This is a genomic window from Luteimonas sp. A534, assembly GCF_054072805.1.
Genome location: NZ_JBSVRR010000004.1, coordinates 270681 through 290419, shown reverse-complemented (window position 1 = coordinate 290419; position 19739 = coordinate 270681). Strand labels below are relative to the sequence as shown.

The window sequence follows — 19739 nt, the reverse complement described above, 5'->3', positions numbered from 1 at the left end:
CACGCATGCGCAAGACCCTCATCGCCGCCGCCGCCGCGGCCGTCACGGCCGCAGCCGCCAGTCCCGCTTACGCAGGCGAAGGAATGTGGGTGCCGCAGCAGCTCCCCGAGATCGCGCAGCCGCTGAAGAAGGCCGGGCTCAAGCTCAAGCCCGAGCAGCTGGCCGACCTCACCGGGGATCCCCTGGGCGCCGTGGTCTCGCTGGGCGGCTGCACCGCGAGCTTCGTCTCGCCGCAGGGCCTGGTCGCGACCAACCACCACTGTGCCTACGGCGCCATCCAGCTCAACTCCACGCCCGAGAAGAACCTGATGCGCGACGGTTTCTACGCCGCCGCCGCGGCCGACGAGATCAGCGCTGGGCCGAACTCGCGCATCTTCGCGCTGGAGTCGATCGAGGACGTCACCACGCAGGTGCAGGCCGCCGTCGATGGCGCCGCCGACGCCATCGGCCGCACCAATGCGCTCGACGCGATCGAGAAGTCGCTGGTGGCTTCCTGCGAAGCGGATGAAGGCTACCGCTGCCGCCTGTACAGCTTCGCCGGCGGCAATACCTACCGTTTGTTCAAGAACCTCGAGATCCGCGACGTGCGCCTGGTGTACGCGCCGCAGGGCAGCGTCGGCGCCTACGGCGGCGAAGTCGACAACTGGATGTGGCCGCGCCACACCGGCGACTTCGCCTTCTACCGCGCCTACGTCGGCAAGGACGGCAAGCCGGCCGCGTTCGCCGAAGACAACGTTCCCTACGCGCCCAAGCGCTGGCTCGAGTTCGCGGACAAGCCGCTGGGCGCGGGCGACTTCGTGATGGTGGCCGGCTACCCGGGCCGCACCGCGCGCTACGCGCTGGCCAGCGAGTTCCAGGACACGCAGGACTGGCAGTACCCGACCATCGTCCGCCACTACAAGGCGCTGCAGAAGATGGTCGCCGACGCCGGCAAGGACAATGCCGACATCGAGGTCAAGTACGCCAGCACCATGCGCGGCTGGGAGAACGTCTACAAGAACTACGACAGCCAGCTCGCCGGCTTCGAGCGCACCGGCGCGATGGCCACCAAGGAACGGCAGGAAGCGGAAGTGCTTGCCTGGGCAAAGGAGCAGGGCGAGGACGGCCAGGCCGTGCTCGATGCCTACGCGCAGCTGCTGGAACTCAACGCCGCCGGTCGCGCCACGCGCGAACGTGACCTGGTGTTCGGCCAGTTCAACGGCACCGGCGTGCTGTCGACCGCGATCCGCGCCTACCGCCTGGCGATCGAGCGCGAGAAGCCCGACGCCGAGCGCGAACAGGGCTACCAGGAGCGCGACCTGCCGACGCTGGAAGGCGCCGTGCGCCAGATGGAGCGCCGCTACGTGGCCGGGATGGACCGCGGCCTGCAGCGCTACTGGCTGGACGAATACGTGAAGCTGCCCGAAGGCCAGCGCGTCGAAGCCGTGGATACCTGGCTGGGTGGCGGCGACGACAAGGCCATCGACCGCGCGCTCGACCGCCTGGCGCGCAGCGAGCTGGCCGACGGCACCGACATGCGCCTGAAGTGGCTGCAGGCCGACCGCGAGGCCTTCGAGTCCAGCAAGGATCCGGCGATCAGCTACGCGGTGGCGGTGATGCCGACCCTGCTGGCGCTCGAGGAAGAGCGCAAGGCCCGCGCCGGCGACGCCCTGCGGGCGCGCCCGGTGTACCTGCAGGCGGTCGCCGACTACAAGGCCAGCAAGGGCGAGTTCGTCTATCCCGACGCCAACTCCTCGCTGCGCATCACCTTCGGCAACGTCAAGCCGTACACCAAGCTCGACGGCACGCCGCAGCAGCCGTTCACCGTGCTCGAGGAGATCCCCGCCAAGGACACCGGCGAGGAGCCCTTCGATGCGCCAAAGGAGCTGCTGGAGGCCATCGCGGACAAGCGTTACGGCGGCCTGCAGGACCGTCGCCTGAAGTCGGTGCCGGTGAACTTCCTCGCCGACCTCGACATCACTGGTGGCAACTCCGGCTCGCCGGTGCTCGACGCGCACGGCAAGCTGGTTGGCCTGGCCTTCGACGGCAACTGGGAGTCGGTGGCCTCGAACTGGGTGTTCGACCCGGTGATGACGCGGATGATCTCGGTCGACCAGCGCTACATGCGCTGGATCATGCAGGAGGTCTTCCCGGCGCCGCGCGTGCTGGCCGAACTCGGGCTGGAGCCCAGGAAGTGAGGATCCTCCTGGCCCGGCACGGCGAGACGGACTGGAACCGCGAGGGCCGCTACCAGGGACAGGAGGACATCCCGCTGTCGGAGACGGGCGTCAAGCAGGCGCTGCGACTCGCCGAGCGCCTGCACGACGTGCGCATCGACCGCGCCGTGGCCTCGCCGCTGGGGCGCGCCTACGACACCGCGCGGCTGGCGCTGGGCGACGCGCGTGCAGACATGCTCGAGGTCGACCAGGGCCTGATGGAGATCGCCCACGGCGCCTGGGAAGGCAAGCTCGCCAGCGAGATCCGCGAGTCCGATCCCGAGCGCCTGGCGGCCTGGCGCGACACGCCCGACAAGGTCCACATGCCCGGCGGCGAATCGCTGAAGAAAGTGCTTGAACGGGCCTGGCCGGCGTTCGCGAACGCCTGCGAAGGGCTCGGCCCGGAAGACACGCTGCTGGTGGTGTCGCATGACGCCGTCAACCGCGTCCTGCTGTGCCGGGTGCTGGGCCTTCCGCTGTTCCGGCTGTGGACCTTCCGCCAGGCGCCGGCCACGCTGAACCTGCTCGAGGGGCCGGATCCCGGCCATCTCGAGGTGGTGCGCCTGAACGATTGTGCCCACCACACGCTTCTGTTCGGGGAAGCGGTGCACCGGGCGCTCTGAGGCCATGGCCACATTGCACAGCCTTGCGGACTGGCTCCGCGAGATCGAGGGGCGGCACCCGCGCGAGGTCGATCTCGGCCTCGAGCGCGTGCGCGAGGTCGCCGAGCGCATGGGCCTGGAACGTCCGGCACGGCGCGTGGTGACCGTCGCCGGCAGCAACGGCAAGGGGTCGACGGTGGCCTTCATCGAGGCCATCGCCGCCGCCTCGGGCCAGCGCGTGGGCGCGTACTCGTCGCCGCACCTGCTGACCTACAACGAGCGCGTGCGCATCGACGGCGCCGACGCCTCCGACGCTGACCTGATGCAGGCCTTCAGGGCGGTCGAGGCGGCGCGCGAAGCGACCACGCTGACCTACTTCGAATACGGCACGCTCGCCGCGCTGTGGCTGTTCGAACGCGCGGACCTCGATCTCGTGGTGCTCGAAGTCGGGCTGGGCGGGCGCCTGGACGCGGTCAACCTGGTGGATCCGGACGTGGCGGTGATCACCACGGTCGACCTCGACCACCAGGACTGGCTCGGTCCCGATCGCGAGTCCATCGGCACCGAGAAGGCCGGCATCGCGCGGCCGTGGAAGCCGCTGGTACTGGGCGAGGACGATCCGCCCTCGAGCGTCCTGGGCCACGCCTACGCCATCGGCGCGTCCGCGATCCGTGCCGGCAGCGACTACCGCTTCGGCCGTAACGACGCCGGTCCAAAGGCCGTTGCCACCTGGTGGTGGTCCGAGCCGGGCTTCGAGCTGACCCTGCCGCTGCCGCGCATGGCCGCACCGGCGCAGCTGCGCAATGCCGCGGCCGCGGTCGCCGCGCTGCGCGCGCTGGACCTCGACATCGATGACGGCGCCTGGGCGCTCGGCATCGCCGCGGCGCAGGTGCCCGGTCGCCTGCAGCGCTTCGAGCGCGAGGGCGTGGAGGTGCTGGTCGATGTCGGCCACAACCCGCAGGCAGCGCGCGCCCTGGCGGAATGGCTGCGCGCAGCCCCCGTGGCGCGCACGATCGCGGTGTACGGCGCGCTGGCCGACAAGGACGCCGCCGGCGTGGTCGACGCCATCGCCCCCTGCGTGGATTCCTGGCACCTGGCGGGCATTGCCGGTGCCGGCGGCCGGGGTCGCGACGCCCGCGCCCTCGCTGCGGCGCTTGCAAACACCCCGGCGGCCGATGGTTCCCGCCATGCCGACGTGACCGGCGCGCTGGAGGCGGCCCTGGCGCAGGCCCGCAAGGGCGATCGCGTGCTCGCGTTCGGCTCGTTCCACGTCGCGGGCGCGGCGCTGGCGTGGCTCGCTGCCGGTGGTTCAGAAGCTGGAGCGGGCGGGGCCGTATAATTCCGCAGCCCCCTGCTGCGCGAGCGCCCATGGACTCCGGACTGAAACAGCGCCTTGTCGGCGCCGCGGTACTGATTGCGCTGGCCGTGATCTTCCTGCCGATGCTGGTGCAGGGTCCCGCCCCCGACAGCGGCGTGTCCGACCTGTCGCTGCAGGTCCCTGCCACCCCGTCGGGCGACTACGTCACCCGCGACCTGCCGCTGGTGGTGCCCAATGCCACGACCAGCGCCGGCCTGCTGGCCGACGACGGCAGCCTGGCGATCGTCGACACCGCCACCGCGCGCCCCGAAGGCGATGCTCGCCACGAGGATGCCGCCGACCTGGCCTCCGACGTGCAGGCCCTGCCGGTCACCGGCAGCGACGTGGCCGCCGAACCGCTGGCTCCCGAACCCCTGGCGGAGTCGCCGCGCGAAGTCGCGCCCGCGCCGACGCAGCCGGTCGCCGCTGCACAGGCTGAACCTCCTGCGCCGAAGCCCGCGCAGCCCGAGCCGCCCAAGCCTGCCCCTGCGACGCCTGCCCCGACGCCGCCTGCCCCGCGGCTTCCCGCCGCCACGGCCGGAGGCGACTACGCGGTGAACTTCGGTGCCTACGCCACGCGCGCCGACGCCGGGACCGTGGTCGAGCGCCTGCGCCGCGAGAACCTGCCTGCCTACGTGGAGGAGACGCGCGTCAACGGCCGCGATGCATGGCGCGTGCGCATCGGTCCCTACGCAGGGCGTGCCGACGCCGAGTCCGCGCGCGTCCGCGCCACCGGCATCGGCTCGCGCGCCTCGGCGACGGTGGTCGCGCTGGACGCGCCCACGCCGGCGTCTTCCGGCAACGCCGCAGCCCCGCGGGCAACGACGGCGAGCCCCGCAGCTCCGGCGGCTTCGGCGCCTGCCGCCGCGAGTGGTACCGGGTTCGCGGTGCAGCTCGGCGCCTTCGGCAACGTCGCCGATGCCAACGCGCTGCGCGACAAGCTGCGCGCTGCCGGCATCGGTGCGTTCACCGACACCGTGCAGACCGACCAAGGCACCCTGACCCGCGTCAAGGCCGGCCCGGTCGCCACGCGTGGCGAGGCCGACCAGCTCAAGGCGCGCGTGAAGTCGGGCTTCGGCATCGACGGCCTCGTGCGTTCGCATCCCTGATCACCGCTCCAACCAAGACCTGGCAGGACCTCCATGTGCGGCATCGTCGGCATCGTCGGAACCACTGAAGTCGCGGCCGCGCTGTACGACGGCCTCACGGTGCTGCAGCACCGCGGGCAGGATGCCGCGGGCATCGCCACCGGCCACGGCACCCGCCTGCGCGTGCACAAGGGCAACGGCCTGGTGCGCGACGTGTTCGACGACGCGGCGATGGCGCTGCTGGAGGGGCGCGTGGGCATCGGCCACTGCCGCTACCCGACCGCCGGCAGCGAAGGCCACGACGAGGCGCAGCCGTTCTATGTCAACTCGCCCTACGGCATCGCGCTCGCGCACAACGGCAACCTGATCAACACCGACGCCCTGCGCCGCGAGGTCTTCGAGACCGATCGCCGCAACGTCAACACCGAGTCGGACTCGGAAGTGCTGCTCAACGTCTTCGCGCATGAGCTCGACCGCCAGCGCGCGCTGACCCCCGAGGCGGCGCTGAACGCGGTCGAGGGCCTGCACCGGCGCGCGCGCGGCGGCTATGCGGCGGTGGCGCTGGTGCTGGGCCTGGGCCTGGTGGCGTTCCGCGACCGCAATGGCATCCGCCCGCTGGTGCTCGGCAAGCGCGAGACCGACGGTGGCACCGAGTACGCGGTGGCATCGGAGTCGGTGGCGCTGGACATCCTCGGCTTCGAGCGCGTGCGCGACGTCGAGCCCGGCGAGGGCGTCGTCATCACCGCGCGCGGCGAGCTGTACCAGCGCCAGTGCGTCGAGGCCGGCGAACATGCGCCGTGCATCTTCGAATACGTGTATTTCGCGCGCCCGGACTCGATGATCGAGAACATCTCGGTGCACAAGGCGCGCATGCGCATGGGCGTGACGCTGGGCGAGAAGATCCTGCGCGAGCGCCCGGACCACGACATCGACGTGGTGATCCCGATCCCGGACACCTCGCGCGACTCGGCGATGGAGCTCGCCCACGTGCTCGGGGTGAAGTACCGCGAGGGCTTCGTCAAGAACCGCTACGTCGGCCGCACCTTCATCATGCCGGGGCAGGGCGAACGGGCGAAGTCGGTGAGGCGCAAGCTCAATGCGATCCCGCTGGAATTCCGCAACCGGGTGGTGCTGCTGGTGGACGATTCGATCGTCCGCGGCACGACCTCGAAGCAGATCGTGCAGATGGCGCGTGACGCCGGTGCGCGCAAGGTGTACCTGGCTTCGGCCGCGCCCCCGGTGCGCCATCCCAACGTCTACGGCATCGACATGCCCTCGGTCGAGGAACTGATCGCGAACGGTCGCAGCGAGAAGGAGATCGAGACGCTGCTGGGCTGCGACTGGCTGGTCTACCAGGACCTGACCGACCTCGAGGCGGCGGTGGCGGGGCACAAGTTCCCGGGCAAGAAGTTCGACAGCTCGTGCTTCAGCGGCGAGTACGTCACCGGCATCGAGCCGGGCTATTTCGAGCGACTGCGACAGCTGCGCTCCGACGAGGCGAAGAAGAAGCGCCGCGTGGGCGCGTAAGCGTGGGCGGTTCGCTGTTTGACGCGGCGCGCGACTGTCTTGCGGCTGCATCCCCGGAGGACAAGGTGGCTGCGACGCACGCGGCTGCGGCGGCGTTCCGGAGCGGGGCGCTGCAGGTCGACGGCGACGCTTTGCCGCCCGAACCGATCCGCATGCCCGGCCGTCCGCCGCGCCCGCGCCTGGTGCATCCGCGCGAGCTGCCGCGCCGCGGCTTCGGAACCGACGAGGGGCGTGCGGCATTCATCCACGCCATCGCGCACATCGAGTTCAACGCCATCGACCTGGGCTGGGACGCGGTCTACCGCTTCCGCGGCATGCCGGCGCAGTACTACGCCGACTGGGTGATGGTGGCCGATGACGAGGCCCGTCACTTCACCATGCTGCGCGCGCGTTTGCAGGCGATGGGTTTCGATTACGGCGACTTCGACGCCCACAACGGCCTGTGGGAGATGGCCGAGAAGACCGCGCATGACGCCCTGGCACGCATGGCGCTGGTGCCGCGGGTGCTGGAGGCGCGAGGGCTGGACGTGACGCCGGGGATGATCGTGAAGCTGCGTGCGCTGGGTGACCACGCGACCGCCGACATCCTGGAGGTGATCCTGAGCGAGGAGATCGCGCACGTGGCTGCCGGCAGCCGGTGGTTCCGCTGGTGCTGCGAGCGCGGGGGCATCGATCCGGAGCCGCGCTTCCGCGAGCTGCTGGCCGAGTACGCGCGCGCGGTGCTGCACGGGCCGTTCAACGTCGATGCGCGCAGTGCGGCGGGTTTCAGCGAGGACGAGTTGGCGGCGCTGGTGCAGCTCGCTGGTTGAGGTTTCGGGTGGCGTCGATACATGCGTGGCACGGCATGGCGGAGGCCTGGGCGGCGTCGGACGCATGGGGTACTCCGCCGGCTGTGCCCCTTCGGGTCCCTTTATGCCGGCTGCGTACCCCATGCGCCCGTGTGTCAGGCGGGCGGTGGCGACTTGGGAGCACATGGCCCGTAAGGCCTGCTTGTCGACGTGTGACATGTGTCGTATGGTTGCGACAACAATCATGAAGCGGGCCGTCGCCGATGAGCCACCCCTCGAACACCGAGCTTGAACTGCTGAAGTGCCTGTGGCGGAACGAGGCCTGCAGTGCACGTGAGCTGCACAACCACGTGTCTCCCGTCCTCGGCTGGTCCTACTCTTCCACGCGCAAGACGCTGGAGCGCATGGTGGAAAAGGGCCTGGTGGAGGAGCTCGATTCGCATGGATTGAACGTCTACCGCGCGGCCATCGGCAAGGTCTCGACGCTGGCGGCGTTGAGCATGGACTTCGCCCGGCGCGTGCTGGAGATCGAGGGTCCATTGCCCGCCCAGGCATTTGCCGACAGTCGCCTGCTCAGTGAAGCCGAGATCGACGAGCTGGAGGCGCTTCTCCGCGCTCCGGATCGGGATGCGCAGCCATGAGCCCGTCCATCCAGGATATCTGGTGGCTTCATGCCGGCGCTTGCCTGTTCGCGGGCATGCTGGCGTGGACGATCGGGTTGGCCGTGCATCGCGGCCTGCGCATCTCGCACGCAGCGCGCGGCTACTGGTTCATCGTCTGGGCCCTGGCGGTGCTGCCGACCGGAGTGGCGATCGCGTTCCACGGCTTCATGCCGGCCGATGTGGTCTGGCCGCTGTCGTCCGCGGTTCCACTGCCGTCGGTAATCGATCCCGGCGTGTTGTCTGGCGGACTCGAGGCTCGATTGCACGAGGTGCGAGCGCCTTCAGGCATCTGGGCGCGGTTGGAACCGCTGCTCCTGCTGCTGTACGTCACCGGCGCCGGCGTGGCGGCGGTGCGCTCGTGCAGGGGCGCGCTGGCCGTCCGACACCTGGTGCGGGCTTCGCGCCCGGTGAATGCAGCCGCCTTGCCCGGGCCGCTGGGCACCGCCGAGCGGCAGCGGCTAGATCGCTTGGGCATCGCGCTGAGGACGACCACCAGCCCGGTCAGCCCGTTTGTGGTGTGTTGGCCGCAGCGGGCGATCGTCATCCCGACGTCCCTGCTGGAACGCCTGAGCGACAGCCAGCTGGCGATGGTGCTTCGCCATGAGGCCAGCCACTTGGCCCAGTACGATCCGCAGCGCGCAGCCTTGATGCGTCTGGTGGGCGTGGTGCTCTGGTTCAACCCGTTCCTGCGCCTGATCGCCGGGCGCGTGCAGGTCGCCGCGGAGCTGTGTTGCGATGCGGCCGCGACGGGAGAGGACCAGGCGGCCCGCCGCGCCTATGCGGGGGCGTATCTGGAAGCCCTGCGCCTGTCGGCCCGGACAGCGACGCCGTCGCCGCTCCTGGCGTTTTCGCGGCACGATCCCGGAAGCCACAAGCTGAGAATCCGGCAGATGGTGCAGGGAGATCCGCGGCGGTCCCTGGCCCTGCCGCTGCGTATCGTGCTGGCGGCGCTCGCGCTGGCGGCCGGCAGCGCGCTGGCCGCCGTGCAGATCGGTGCGGCGTCGACGGTCAGCGACCCGCTGGCCGTCGCGACCAGCCCATCGGTGCCCGTTGCGTCGACGGCCGCGGCATCGCGACACGATGACGCCGGGGCAGCGCCGGTCGCGGTCGCTGGACCTGCCGGTCCCTCCGTCCGCTTCGGCTTTCCCGTCGCCGAGCCGAGCATCAACAGCGGGTACGGGGCCGCTGGCGGCGCGCGCACGCGTCCCCATCGCGGTGTGGATTTTGCCGCGAAACGCGGAACCCCCGTGCTTGCGCCCGCGAGCGGCATTGTCACGGCGGCAACTACGCGGTACCCGGATGGAGCCAATTACGGGACGGTGGTCGTGCTCGACCACGGCGGAGGCTGGCAAACCCTGTACGCGCACCTGGACGGTTTCGATGTCCAGCCCGGACAGCGCGTCGCGGCGGGCACGCAGATCGGTCGTGCCGGGACCACCGGCAAGGTGACCGGACCACACCTGCACATGGAAATGCTGCTGAACGGACAACGCGTCGACCCGGAGCCTTTGCTGCGATGAGCGGCTAGCAGGCAGCGCCGCCCGCAACGGCGTCCCGGCCGGCAAGCCGCCGGCGGCTCCACCTCTTTTTACGTGCACTTCCCGGACCCGGGAGGGACGGCGCTTGCCCGTCGACCGGGTATCGGCGCCGACGTGCGCCCGGAAACGCGATCGAACAGGACCTGGATTCCACAGATGAAGACACGCTTCGCATTCTTTTGGCCGCCGCTGCACAGTTGCCTGCGCATCGGGTTTGCGGCCCCGGCGCTTCTGGCCTGCGGCCAGATCGGCGCGACGGAGCCGACCGCGGTGAAGGACCTCCAGGGCGTGCAGGTGCAGGGCGCGCAATACGATCCGCGGCGGGACGATACGGCATCGCGCATGGTCGTTGGCAGGGACGAGCTGCTCCGCAATGGCGACGTCACCCTGGCCGATGCGATCAGGCGGTTGCCCGGCGTCACCGTCACCACCGGCGCGCCCGGAAGCGCGGGCGCCATCACCCTGCGGGGCATGGGCAAGGGCTACACCCAGATCCTGGTCGATGGGCAAGCCGCACCGGCCGGGTTCGACCCGGGTGCGCTGTCGGCGGACATGGTCGAACGGGTCGAGATCCTGCGCACGGTCACCGCGGACATGCGCACCGAAGCCATCGCCGGAACGATCAACATCGTGTTGGCCAAGGCCACGCGCACGGACTCGCGCGAACTCAGGATCGGACTGGCTGACTCCAACGGACAAGCCACGCCGGCCATCACCTGGAGCCAGTCCCGTCGTGATGAACACCGTGGGTACGCGTTGAACGCCACGGTGTCACGGCGCGAGTTCCTGGTGGAGGAAGCCGGTGTTGAAACCGGCCATGACGCCGGTGGGGGGCAGGACCTGCATCGCAGCACGCACCTGCGGGTGGGCGGCTTCCGGGATGTCCTGTCGCTGTCACCCGCCTTCAACCTCACCCTGGAGAATGGCGACAGCCTCAGCTGGCGGACCTTCCTCGATGCCAGCAACCACCACAGGCACGCCGACATCGGCTGGCGCACGCAGTCAGGACCGGAGCTCGACCATACGGACTACAGGCAGTTCACCGGCATCGACGTAGTGCAGCTGCGCACCGACCTCGAATGGACGCATGGGTTCGAGCGAGGCGGCGCATTGGCCAGCAAGCTGAGCCTGGGCGGCAACCGCGAGGAGTCGCGCTTCCGCGAGCAGGGATACGCGGCCGATGGCAGGCAGAACCTGGACGATGCGACCAATGGGAGGCTACGCGTGCACAACGTCACGTCCTCCGGAAAGTACACCTGGCCCGACGCAGGCGCGCATGCGCTGGAGGCAGGGTGGGAGGCCAGCCTGGACCGCCGGCGCGAATCGCGCATGCAGCACCTGCTGGCATTCGACGGGTTTCCGGAACGCATCCGCGACCAGTCGTTCGATGCCGGGATCCGCCGTGTCGCGGTCTACGCGCAGGACGAATGGACGGTGACGCCCGCCTGGTCCCTGTACCTGGGTGCCCGTTGGGAACACATCGAAACGCGCAGCGAAGGCGATGAATTCGCGCCCATCCGCCACAGCGCCAGCGTGCTCTCGCCCGTGCTCCAGTCACGATGGAGGCTGTCGGATCCGAACGACCAGATCCGCCTCGGGCTGAGCCGCAGCTATCGCGCTCCGGAACTCCGCGTGTTGACCCCGAGGCCGTACACCTCCACCAACAACCGCGAACTCGATCCCGACATCGTGGGCAATCCGGCGCTGAAGCCGGAACTTGCCACCGGCGTGGACCTCGCCTACGAACGGCACGGCGAGGGCGGCACGACGTTCAGCCTGGGCGGGTACGCGCGCATGATCGAAGACGTTACCCGTACCGAAACGCGCCTGGTCGGCGATCGCTGGGTCGCGATGCCGGTCAACGGTGGCAATGCCACCGCCTGGGGCATCGAGTTGGACGCCAAGGTCCCGCTTGTGAAGGTCTTGGGCGTGCCGGGTCTTGATCTCCGTTTCAACCTGATCCGCAACTGGTCGCGGATCAATGATGTGCCTGGACCGGACAATCGCATCGCCAAGCAACCGCGCCTCAGCTCCACCGTGGCCACGGATTACAGGGTCAACGCCACCTGGTCGATGGGTGCCAGCTACAGCTACCGCAGCGGCGGCACGGTGCGCACCGGCATCCACCAGATGGAAAGCGAATCCGCGCGTCGGGAGCTCGACGCGTACGTGCTGGCAAGTCTGTCGACAAGAGCCCGGTTGCGGCTGAGCGCGGGCAACGTGCTGCAGCAGGATATCGACAGTGAAACGGAGTACTTCGATGTCAGCGGCCGGCAGCAGATCGAACGCCGGCGTGCGTCGCACGCCAGTATCCGTGCCAGCCTTGAAGTCACGTTCTGACGCCGGCTCGGCGGAAGGACAGGTAGCGACGGAGCCTCAGGCCCCAAGGTCCGCCAGCCGTACTCCGTCGGCATCCACACGCAGCACCGACCCCTGCTCGTACCAGTCGCCGAGCACCACGCGCGTGCAGGCGCGGCCCTCGACGTCCAGCGCATGCACCGCGGGACGGTGCGTATGACCGTGAATCAGCAGGTCCACCGGATGCGTGCGGAACGCGGCGTCGACGGCGTCAGGCGCGACGTCGGTGATCGTTTCCATGGTGCCGGCGTCGCGCAGTTCGCCCTGGCGCGCCTGGCTCGCGGCGCGCGCCTGGCGTGCGAACGCCAGCCTGGCGTCCAGTGGCTGTGCGAGGAACTGCGCCTGCCATGCCGGGTCGCGCGTCTGCGCGCGAAACTGCTGGTAGGCGGCATCGTCGGTGCACAGCGTGTCGCCGTGCATCAGCAGCGCGCGCCGTCCGTGCAGGTCGATGACGGTGGGGTCTTCGAGCAGGCGCATGCCGGCGCGGCGTGCGTAGGCGGCGCCCAGCAGGAAGTCGCGGTTGCCGTGCATGAAGTGCACGGGCACGCCGAAGGCGGCGAGGGCGGCGAGGTGGTCGGCCACGAACGCGCCGGTGTCCGAGGGGTCGTCATCGCCGACCCAGGCTTCGAACAGGTCGCCGAGGATGTAGAGCGCGTCGGCGCTCCGCGCTTCGCCGTCGAGGAACTCGCCGAACAGGCGGGTAATCTCCGGGCGTGCCGGGTCGAGGTGCAGGTCGGAGACGAAGAGCGTGGTCATGCGCTGATTGTAAAGCGCCGCGGCTTCAGTCCACTTCGAGCTCGCGGCGCAGCCAGGCGCGGGCCATGCGCCATTCGCGCTGCACGGTGGCGGTGGAGAGGCCGGTGGCGGCAGCGATCTGCTCGCCTGTCAGGCCGGCGAAGAAGCGCATGTCGACGATCCGCGCCTGACGTTCGTCCAGGCTCGCCAGGCGGTTGAGGGCGTCTTCCAGGGCATCGGGTTCGACGGCTTCGCCGAGGCTTTCGGCGACTTCGGTCAGCTGCATGCGATCACGGTCCTGCGGGCGCTTGGCCGACAGGCGGCGGCGGGCGTGGTCGATCAGCACCTGGCGCATCGCGTGCGCGGCCAGCCCCAGCAGGTGTCCGCGGTTCTCGAGCGCCGGCAGGGTCGCGCCTGCGAACAGCTTCAGCCAGGCCTCGTTGATCAACACGGTGGCGCTGAGCATGGGGTCGTGGCGCTCGTGCCCGAGCTGCGCGGCGGCGAGCTGGTGCAGGGCCTGGTACAGCCCGTGCACGACCTGGTCCATGGCCGCGGGTTCGCCATCGGCGGCGGCCTGCAGCAGGCGAGTCACGTCGCCCTGGGGTGCTTCCGGGCTCATTGCCGGAGCCTCTCTCGCAGCTCTGCAAGGCTCACTCGCCAGGGCGATTGCGCGGGCTCGCCGCGAGCGTCCAGCAAGGCGGCGTAGCGCGCCATGGCCGCGCTGGCCTGGTCGTGCGCGCCGAGCATGGTCAACGAGCGCGCGAGTGGATCGATCACGCCGTCGTAGACCACCAGGTAGTCGCCGGCATGCGGCAGCAGCACGGCTTCGGCTTCAATGGCGATGTCGCGGGCCTGCGCCGGATCCGCTCCCTGGTCCACGAGTACGCGTGCCAGGGCCGACAGCGCATAGGCCAGGTTGACCGCGTCCACGCCCGGTGCGGACCGGCTGCGGAGCCCGGGCAGCACCTCGCGCAGCAGCGTGGCTGATTCTTCGTGGCGTCCCAGGCTGCGCAGGCCGATCGCGTGGCCCACCGCGAGCTGCAGGTACAGGCGGTTGTCGGCACTCGTCGTGGCACGTGCCACCTCCACGGCCAGGCCGCTGGTCCGGGCGGAATCCTCGCTGCGCTTGGCACGCGAATAGCCGACCGAGAGTTGGTTGAGGTTGACGGCGCGCGACAGCGTGTTCTCGCCGATCAGCCGCACGTAGTCGGCGTCGAGCTGTTCGAACATCGTGATGCCGCGTTCAAGGTCGACGTCGAGCATGAGCGCGGCGTGGTTCGCGCGTGCGGTCAGCAGCACCACCGGACTCTCACTGGAGTGGCGTTCAAGCAGCGCGACGGATTCCTCGTGGGCGGCAAGCGCCAGGTCCAGCTCGCGGGTGTGCTGGCGCGCGTCCGCCAGCGCCGCCAGCGCGTCGGCGCGGATCATCGCCCGTGACGCGTCGGTCGGCTCGCCAAGCGTGGCGAGCACGTCTTCCAGGTCCACCGCCATTTCGGCGCCGGGACGGGTGCTGGCGAGTCCCTCGTTGCGCAGCTCGCGCACCCGGTGGCGGACACGTTCCAGGAACTCCTCCGGATCGCCCTGCGAGAGGCCCGCCTGCGCCTCGCGATGGATGCGGATGGCATCGGCATTGCGCCCCTGCTGCGCGTAGACGTGCCCCAGCTTCATCTGCAGGCGCGAGATTTCGACCGGCGTGCCGGTGCGGCGCTTGAGCTCCAGCGCCTCCTGGAACAGCGGCTCGGCAGCGGAATCCAGCGCCAGCCCATGGTTGGCTTCGGCCATGGCCAGGAGCAGGTCGGCGCGGACGTCGGGCGGAAGGTCGGTGCGGGCACGCAGGTCGATCGCACCGCGATCGAGCACCTCGCGCACGGTGATCTGCTCGCCGCGCGAGCGCGACGGATCGGCATTGGCGAACAGCTCGGTCATGAAGCCGGCCAGCGCCTGCGCCTTGCCGCGTTCGGCGATCACCTGCTGCAGCTGGCGTTCGCGCTCGAACACGAAGCCGACACCGATCAGCATCAGCACCGAGGCCGCGACCAGCGGCCAGCGCCGGCGCCAGGCAAACCGTCGCATCCGGTACAGCGCATGCCCGCGTCGCGCCGACACCGGCCGCGACTCCAGGAACCGGCGCAGGTCCTCGGACAGGGCGGCCACCGACGGATAGCGCTGCTCGGGCGCGTGCCGCAGCGCCTTGAGCACGATCGCGTCGATGTCGGCGGGGATCCTGCCGACGGCGTGGCTGATCGTGCGCGCGGTGCGGTCGGCATCATGGTTGCCGGTGTGTGGCGCGTGGCTCGGCGGGCGGATGTCGCCGGAGACGATGGCATCGGGCAGCAGGTGCCCGGACTCCATGGCCTGGTGCGGGCGCGTGCCGGCCAGCAGCTCGTACAGCACGATGCCCAGCGACCAGACATCGGTCGCGGTGGTCAGCGGCTTGCCGGCGACGTGTTCGGGGCTGGCATAGGCAAGGGTGAGGGCGCGGTGCGCGGTGCCGGTGGGATCGGCCGGGGCGTTGGCTTCGACCAGGCGGGCGATGCCGAAGTCCAGCAGCTTGGGCTCGCCCTCCAGGGTCACGAGGATGTTGGCGGGCTTGAGGTCGCGATGGATGACCAGCCGCTGGTGCGCATGTTCCACCGCCGCGCAGACCTTGAGGAACAGCGTCACGCGCTCGCGCAGCGGCAGCGCGCGCGCCTGGCACCAGCGGTCGATGCGCTCGCCTTCCACGTATTCCAGGGCGATGAAGGGCTGGCCGTCGCCGGTGCTGCCGCCGTCGAGCAGGTGGGCGATGTTGGGGTGGTGCAGCGAGGCCAGGATGCGCCGCTCCTCGACCATGCGCAGGGCGAGCCGCTCGCCCTGCGGGCCGGTGCTGGCCAGCAGCTTGAGCGCGACCAGCTGGCGGGCGTTGCCGTCGTCGCGTTCGGCCAGGTAGACCACGCCCATGCCGCCTTCGCCCAGCAGCCGCAGGATGCGGTACTGGCCGGCCTGCGCGGCGTCGATGCGGGCGCCTTCGTGCAGCGGTGCGGTGCCGGCCTGCGGCCAGCCCGGCGCCAGCGGATCGTCGGGCCCGGTGTGGGCGGAAGCGATCAGCCAGTCCACTTCGGCGCGCAGGCCCGCGTCGTCGCCGATGCGTTGCCCCAGCCAGGCCTCGCGGGCCTCCGGCGCAAGCTCCAGCGCTTCCATGGCAAGCGCCTTGGCCTGCAGATAGCGGTCTTGCATCCGGTGGCTCCCCTGCCGTGCCGGATCAGGAAGGCGCCGCGGTGGCGCCCTCGCCCGGACTCCACCACAAACGGGCACGACGACCGGAACCGGTCATTCCACTCCGATGATCAAATCCGTCGCCGTCCTGCGCAGTCATGGGAAACGGGCACGAAAACGCCCGCCACCTGACGAGGGGCATCGCATGGACACCCAGCACGCATTCGCCACGAGCCAGCCGCTGTTGGCGCCGCATTGGCCGTCCGTGGGCCAGCACATCGGGGCCAGACCTGCACGTGGAAGCGTGGCGCCCCTGCTGCCCGACTTCGCGCGCATGCCCCGGGAACGCGCGGCGAACCCACGCTCCAGCCTGCATCCGATCGTCCGGCTCGACTACCTCTCCCGGATGTCCTGCATGCCCCTGCTGTCGGCGGTCATCTATTCGGTGTTCCATGCCAGCGGACGCGACAGCACGCTCGTGATCGCGCTGCTGCTGTCCTGGGGCGTGGCCTGGCCGCAGCTGGCCTACCTGCATGCCCGCCTCAGCCGCGATTCCAAGCGCGCCGAGCACATCAACCTGCTGGCCGATGCGGTGATGGTCGGGGTCCTGGTCGCGGCGATGCATTTCAGCCCGTGGCCGAGCGTCATGATGTTGATGGGCATGAGCCTGGGCAACATGGGCGTGGGCGGCGCGCGCCTTGCCGGCCGCGGCGTGCAGGGCATCGCGGTGGGGATCATCGCCTGCGGCTGGCTCACCGGATACGAGATCGACTTCGCATCGCCGGTGCTGTCGACGGTGGCCAGCATCATCGGCATCTTCCTGATCGCCGCGGTGTTCGGCATGTTTTCCCACTTGCAGAGCAAGCGCTTCGTGCGCAGCCGCAGGCTGCTGCAGGAGCAGAACCTCAAGATCGAGGAGAAGGGCGTGCAGCTCGCCCAGGCCAAGGAAGAGGCGGACGCGGCCAACCAGTCCAAGAGCCTGTTCCTGGCGAACATGAGCCATGAGCTGCGGACGCCGCTGAATGCGATCATCGGCTACAGCGAGCTGCTGGTCGAGGAAGCGCAGGAGTCGGGCGAGGAGCTGCTGGTCCCGGACCTGCGCAAGATCCACAAGGCCGGCAAGCACCTGCTGCGCCTGATCAACGACGTGCTCGACCTGTCGAAGATCGAGGCCGGCAAGATGCAGCTCGACCTGGAAGACGTCGAGGTGCGCTCGTTGCTCGACGACGTGGTCACCACGATGCGCCCGCTGGTGGACAAGAAGGGCAACCGCTTCGTGATCGAGGCGGGCGAGCTGGGGACGATGCGCACCGACGTCACCAAGCTGCGGCAGCTGCTGTTCAACCTGATCGGGAACTCCGCCAAGTTCACCGAAAACGGCGAAATCCGCCTGCGTGCGCGCCGCACCAAGGGGACCTCTGGCGACTGGCTGACGTTCGACGTCGAGGATACCGGCATCGGCATTTCCCCCAAACAGCAGCGGGGCCTGTTCCAGCCGTTCTCGCAGGCCGACGTGTCGACCACGCGCAAGTACGGCGGCACCGGCCTGGGCCTGGTGCTCACGCGGCGCTTCGCCGAAATGCTGGGAGGCGAGGTCGGCATGCGCAGCGCGCCGGGTGTCGGCACCACCTTCACCATCCGCCTGCCGGCGGAATCCGGCGACGCCGAACAGCTGCATCCCGCCGCCACGCCCGAGGAACAGGCCACGGAGCAGGCCGTCGCCGAGGCGCGCACCGTGCTGGTCATCGACGATGACGCCGCCGGCGCGGATGTCATCGGCCGGATGCTGCTGCGCCAGGGCCTGCGCGTGGAGTTCGCGAGCAATGGCCGGGACGGTCTGCGGATGGCGCGCGAGCGGGCGCCCAAGCTCATCCTGCTCGACGTGTTGATGCCCGGCGCCGATGGCTGGAGCGTGCTGACGGAGCTGAAGACCGATCCGCAGCTCGCGTCGATCCCGGTGGTCATGATTTCGGTGACCGAACAGCAGGCGCTTGGCCTGGCGATCGGCGCCGACGACTACCTGGTGAAGCCCGTCCACCAGGACAGCCTGGTGGAGGTGGTGTCCCGGCACCTGCCGTCGGGCATCTCGCGGCCGATCCTGGTGATCGATGACGACGCCACCACGCGCAGCATGCTGCGTCGGCAGATGGAGCGACAGGGATGGCGCGTGGTCGAAGCCGCCAATGGTGCGGAAGGACTCGCATGCGTGGGCAGCATGGCCCCGGCCCTGGTGCTGCTGGACCTGATGATGCCGGGCATGGACGGCTTCGCGTTCCTCGATGCCCTGCACGGTGAACTGGGCGCGGCCGACGTGCCCATCATCGTGCTGACTGCGAAAGAACTGACGCCCGATGAGGAATACGACCTGTCGCCCCGCGTCGCCAGGGTGATCGCCAAAGGCAGCTATCGCGGCCGCGAACTGGAAGACGAGGTGCGGCGCGCGGTGCGCGGTCCGGCGCATGCGGCCCCCGTGCTGGCCGACGGTATCGCGCCATGAAGATCCTGCTGGTCGAAGACAACGAAATGAATCGCGACATGCTGTCGCGGCGATTGATCCGGCGCGGACACGACGTCCTCATTGCCGAGGACGGACGCGTGGCGCTGGCGATGGCGCTGGGCGAATCCCCGGACCTGATCCTGATGGACATGGGCCTGCCGGTGATGGACGGCTGGGAGACCACCCGGCGCCTCAAGGACGACGCGCGGACTGCCTCGATCCCGGTGATCGCGCTCACCGCGCACGCGATGGTGGACGACCGCATGCGCGCGCTCGAAGCCGGCTGCGACGACTTCGACACCAAGCCCGTCGACATCGACCGGCTGCTGGGCAAGGCCGGCGCGCTGCTGTGGGACGGCGTGTCGCAGTGAGCGGCCCGGCCACCACCGGACTCATGGAGTTCCGGGCCAGCCGCCTGCAGGACCTCGCCCGGTTGGAGACGTTCCTCGACAGCGCCTGCGCCGGCATCGACGACGAGGCGCGGAGCGATCTGCGACTGGCCATCGAAGAGGTCTTCGTCAACATCTTCGCGCATGGCTATGGCAGCGACTCCGGCCCGGTCGACATCCGCGTCAGCCATGCGCCGGCGCGGGTCACGGTGGCGATCGCGGACGCGGCGCCGGCGTTCGATCCGGCTGCGGTGCCCACGCCAGACCTTGATGCGGACTGCAGCGAACGCACGGTGGGCGGGCTGGGATGGCACCTGGTGCGAAGCGTCATCGACGAAGTCGGATGGGCGCCCGGGATGGAGGGCGGCAACGTGTACCTGCTGGTCAAGCACGTCGCGGCAGGCACGACGGATCCAAGGCAAAGAGAGAGGAGCACGCATACATGAACATCGAACTTCAAACCGGCCGGCATGCCGCGGTCGTCGTCATTTCCGGCAGCGTGGACGGGCTGACCGCCGAGCGCCTGCTCGGCACCCTGCAGGGCTATGTCGATGCCGGCCAGACGCGGTTGGTGGCCGACCTTGCCGGGGTGCTCTACACCAGCAGCGCCGGGCTGCGCGCGCTGCTCGCCACGGTGAAGCAGGCCCGCCAGGGCGGCGGCGACCTGCGCCTGGCAAGCATCAATCCTCCCGTGCTGAAGGTGCTCGAACTGAGCGGCTTCACCACGATCATGAAGTGCTACGACGACGTCGCCAGCGCCATGGACAGCTACGCGGGCTGAGGCCCGAAGGGGATACGGGATGGACGC

16 protein-coding genes are annotated in these 19739 nt (G+C 69.8%); 13 read left to right on the top strand and 3 right to left on the bottom strand.

Going from position 1 to position 19739, the window contains the following annotated elements; translation table 11 throughout:
* Positions 1 to 5: 5 nt before the first annotated feature.
* The 9 genes from ACW5F0_RS11565 (at position 6) to ACW5F0_RS11525 (ending at position 12097) form a co-directional block, all read left to right on the top strand.
* The gene (locus ACW5F0_RS11565) at positions 6 to 2177 is read left to right on the top strand and encodes a S46 family peptidase (RefSeq protein ID WP_456999783.1); all 2172 of its coding nucleotides are present in this window, start codon (positions 6 to 8) and stop codon (positions 2175 to 2177) included.
* Positions 2174 to 2818 carry a histidine phosphatase family protein gene (locus tag ACW5F0_RS11560; RefSeq protein ID WP_456965783.1) on the top strand — a complete coding sequence of 215 codons (645 nt, stop codon included), beginning with the start codon at positions 2174 to 2176 and terminating at the stop codon, positions 2816 to 2818. Before ACW5F0_RS11565 ends, ACW5F0_RS11560 begins: the two co-directional genes overlap by 4 nt.
* Before the next feature lie 4 nt (positions 2819 to 2822).
* Positions 2823 to 4136, top strand: a complete 1314-nt coding sequence (folC, locus tag ACW5F0_RS11555) for a bifunctional tetrahydrofolate synthase/dihydrofolate synthase (RefSeq protein ID WP_456999782.1) — start codon at positions 2823 to 2825, stop codon at positions 4134 to 4136.
* Positions 4137 to 4165: 29 nt separating this feature from the next.
* Positions 4166 to 5263, top strand: coding sequence for an SPOR domain-containing protein (locus ACW5F0_RS11550; RefSeq protein ID WP_456965785.1), 1098 nt, complete (start codon positions 4166 to 4168; stop codon positions 5261 to 5263).
* A gap of 33 nt (positions 5264 to 5296) precedes the next feature.
* The gene (gene purF, locus ACW5F0_RS11545; protein ID WP_456965786.1) at positions 5297 to 6769 is read left to right on the top strand and encodes an amidophosphoribosyltransferase; all 1473 of its coding nucleotides are present in this window, start codon (positions 5297 to 5299) and stop codon (positions 6767 to 6769) included.
* A gap of 2 nt (positions 6770 to 6771) precedes the next feature.
* Complete coding sequence (locus tag ACW5F0_RS11540; protein WP_456965787.1) at positions 6772 to 7578, top strand: ferritin-like domain-containing protein; 807 nt, start codon at positions 6772 to 6774, stop codon at positions 7576 to 7578.
* Positions 7579 to 7820: 242 nt separating this feature from the next.
* The gene (locus tag ACW5F0_RS11535) at positions 7821 to 8198 is read left to right on the top strand and encodes a BlaI/MecI/CopY family transcriptional regulator (RefSeq protein WP_456999781.1); all 378 of its coding nucleotides are present in this window, start codon (positions 7821 to 7823) and stop codon (positions 8196 to 8198) included.
* Positions 8195 to 9739 (top strand): M23/M56 family metallopeptidase, encoded by a 1545-nt coding sequence (locus tag ACW5F0_RS11530; protein WP_456999780.1) that lies wholly within the window; start codon positions 8195 to 8197, stop codon positions 9737 to 9739. Before ACW5F0_RS11535 ends, ACW5F0_RS11530 begins: the two co-directional genes overlap by 4 nt.
* 174 nt (positions 9740 to 9913) lie before the next feature.
* Positions 9914 to 12097, top strand: a complete 2184-nt coding sequence (locus tag ACW5F0_RS11525; RefSeq protein ID WP_456999779.1) for a TonB-dependent receptor plug domain-containing protein — start codon at positions 9914 to 9916, stop codon at positions 12095 to 12097.
* Between the two features lie 36 nt (positions 12098 to 12133).
* Here ACW5F0_RS11525 and lpxH read toward each other — a convergent pair whose 3' ends face one another.
* From lpxH to ACW5F0_RS11510, 3 genes are read right to left on the bottom strand one after another with little or no spacing between them, the layout of a single operon-like run.
* Positions 12134 to 12871: a UDP-2,3-diacylglucosamine diphosphatase gene (gene lpxH, locus ACW5F0_RS11520; protein WP_456965791.1), complete on the bottom strand. Its 738-nt coding sequence runs from the start codon at positions 12869 to 12871 to the stop codon at positions 12134 to 12136.
* 25 nt (positions 12872 to 12896) lie between these two features.
* Entirely contained in the window at positions 12897 to 13469 is a 573-nt protein-coding gene (locus ACW5F0_RS11515) for an ECF-type sigma factor (RefSeq protein WP_456965792.1), read from the bottom strand.
* A complete protein-coding gene (locus tag ACW5F0_RS11510; RefSeq protein WP_456999778.1) occupies positions 13466 to 16066 on the bottom strand; it encodes a protein kinase domain-containing protein in 2601 nt (866 codons plus the stop codon). Before ACW5F0_RS11510 ends, ACW5F0_RS11515 begins: the two co-directional genes overlap by 4 nt.
* Before the next feature lie 184 nt (positions 16067 to 16250).
* Between ACW5F0_RS11510 and ACW5F0_RS11505 the strand changes: the two genes are divergently transcribed.
* The 4 genes from ACW5F0_RS11505 to ACW5F0_RS11490 are packed head-to-tail and all read left to right on the top strand — an operon-like array spanning position 16251 to position 19712.
* Positions 16251 to 18542, top strand: a complete 2292-nt coding sequence (locus ACW5F0_RS11505; protein ID WP_456999777.1) for a response regulator — start codon at positions 16251 to 16253, stop codon at positions 18540 to 18542.
* Positions 18539 to 18913 (top strand): response regulator, encoded by a 375-nt coding sequence (locus ACW5F0_RS11500; protein ID WP_456965795.1) that lies wholly within the window; start codon positions 18539 to 18541, stop codon positions 18911 to 18913. The genes ACW5F0_RS11505 and ACW5F0_RS11500 overlap by 4 nt, the downstream gene beginning before the upstream one ends.
* Complete coding sequence (locus ACW5F0_RS11495) at positions 18910 to 19377, top strand: ATP-binding protein (protein ID WP_456965796.1); 468 nt, start codon at positions 18910 to 18912, stop codon at positions 19375 to 19377. Before ACW5F0_RS11500 ends, ACW5F0_RS11495 begins: the two co-directional genes overlap by 4 nt.
* Complete coding sequence (locus ACW5F0_RS11490) at positions 19374 to 19712, top strand: STAS domain-containing protein (RefSeq protein ID WP_456965797.1); 339 nt, start codon at positions 19374 to 19376, stop codon at positions 19710 to 19712. Before ACW5F0_RS11495 ends, ACW5F0_RS11490 begins: the two co-directional genes overlap by 4 nt.
* Positions 19713 to 19739: the final 27 nt, after the last annotated feature.

What these genes read in the sequence shown, in the direction of transcription:
- ACW5F0_RS11490 (WP_456965797.1), top strand. Translation starts at nt 19,374, where the DNA reads ATGAACATCGAACTTCAAACCGGCCGGCATGCCGCGGTCGTCGTCATT.
- folC (WP_456999782.1), top strand. Translation starts at nt 2,823, where the DNA reads ATGGCCACATTGCACAGCCTTGCGGACTGGCTCCGCGAGATCGAGGGG.
- ACW5F0_RS11530 (WP_456999780.1), top strand. Translation starts at nt 8,195, where the DNA reads ATGAGCCCGTCCATCCAGGATATCTGGTGGCTTCATGCCGGCGCTTGC.
- ACW5F0_RS11505 (WP_456999777.1), top strand. Translation starts at nt 16,251, where the DNA reads ATGGACACCCAGCACGCATTCGCCACGAGCCAGCCGCTGTTGGCGCCG.
- purF (WP_456965786.1), top strand. Translation starts at nt 5,297, where the DNA reads ATGTGCGGCATCGTCGGCATCGTCGGAACCACTGAAGTCGCGGCCGCG.
- ACW5F0_RS11515 (WP_456965792.1), bottom strand. Translation starts at nt 13,469, where the DNA reads ATGAGCCCGGAAGCACCCCAGGGCGACGTGACTCGCCTGCTGCAGGCC.
- ACW5F0_RS11500 (WP_456965795.1), top strand. Translation starts at nt 18,539, where the DNA reads ATGAAGATCCTGCTGGTCGAAGACAACGAAATGAATCGCGACATGCTG.
- ACW5F0_RS11550 (WP_456965785.1), top strand. Translation starts at nt 4,166, where the DNA reads ATGGACTCCGGACTGAAACAGCGCCTTGTCGGCGCCGCGGTACTGATT.
- ACW5F0_RS11525 (WP_456999779.1), top strand. Translation starts at nt 9,914, where the DNA reads ATGAAGACACGCTTCGCATTCTTTTGGCCGCCGCTGCACAGTTGCCTG.
- ACW5F0_RS11535 (WP_456999781.1), top strand. Translation starts at nt 7,821, where the DNA reads ATGAGCCACCCCTCGAACACCGAGCTTGAACTGCTGAAGTGCCTGTGG.
- ACW5F0_RS11565 (WP_456999783.1), top strand. Translation starts at nt 6, where the DNA reads ATGCGCAAGACCCTCATCGCCGCCGCCGCCGCGGCCGTCACGGCCGCA.
- ACW5F0_RS11510 (WP_456999778.1), bottom strand. Translation starts at nt 16,066, where the DNA reads ATGCAAGACCGCTATCTGCAGGCCAAGGCGCTTGCCATGGAAGCGCTG.
- lpxH (WP_456965791.1), bottom strand. Translation starts at nt 12,871, where the DNA reads ATGACCACGCTCTTCGTCTCCGACCTGCACCTCGACCCGGCACGCCCG.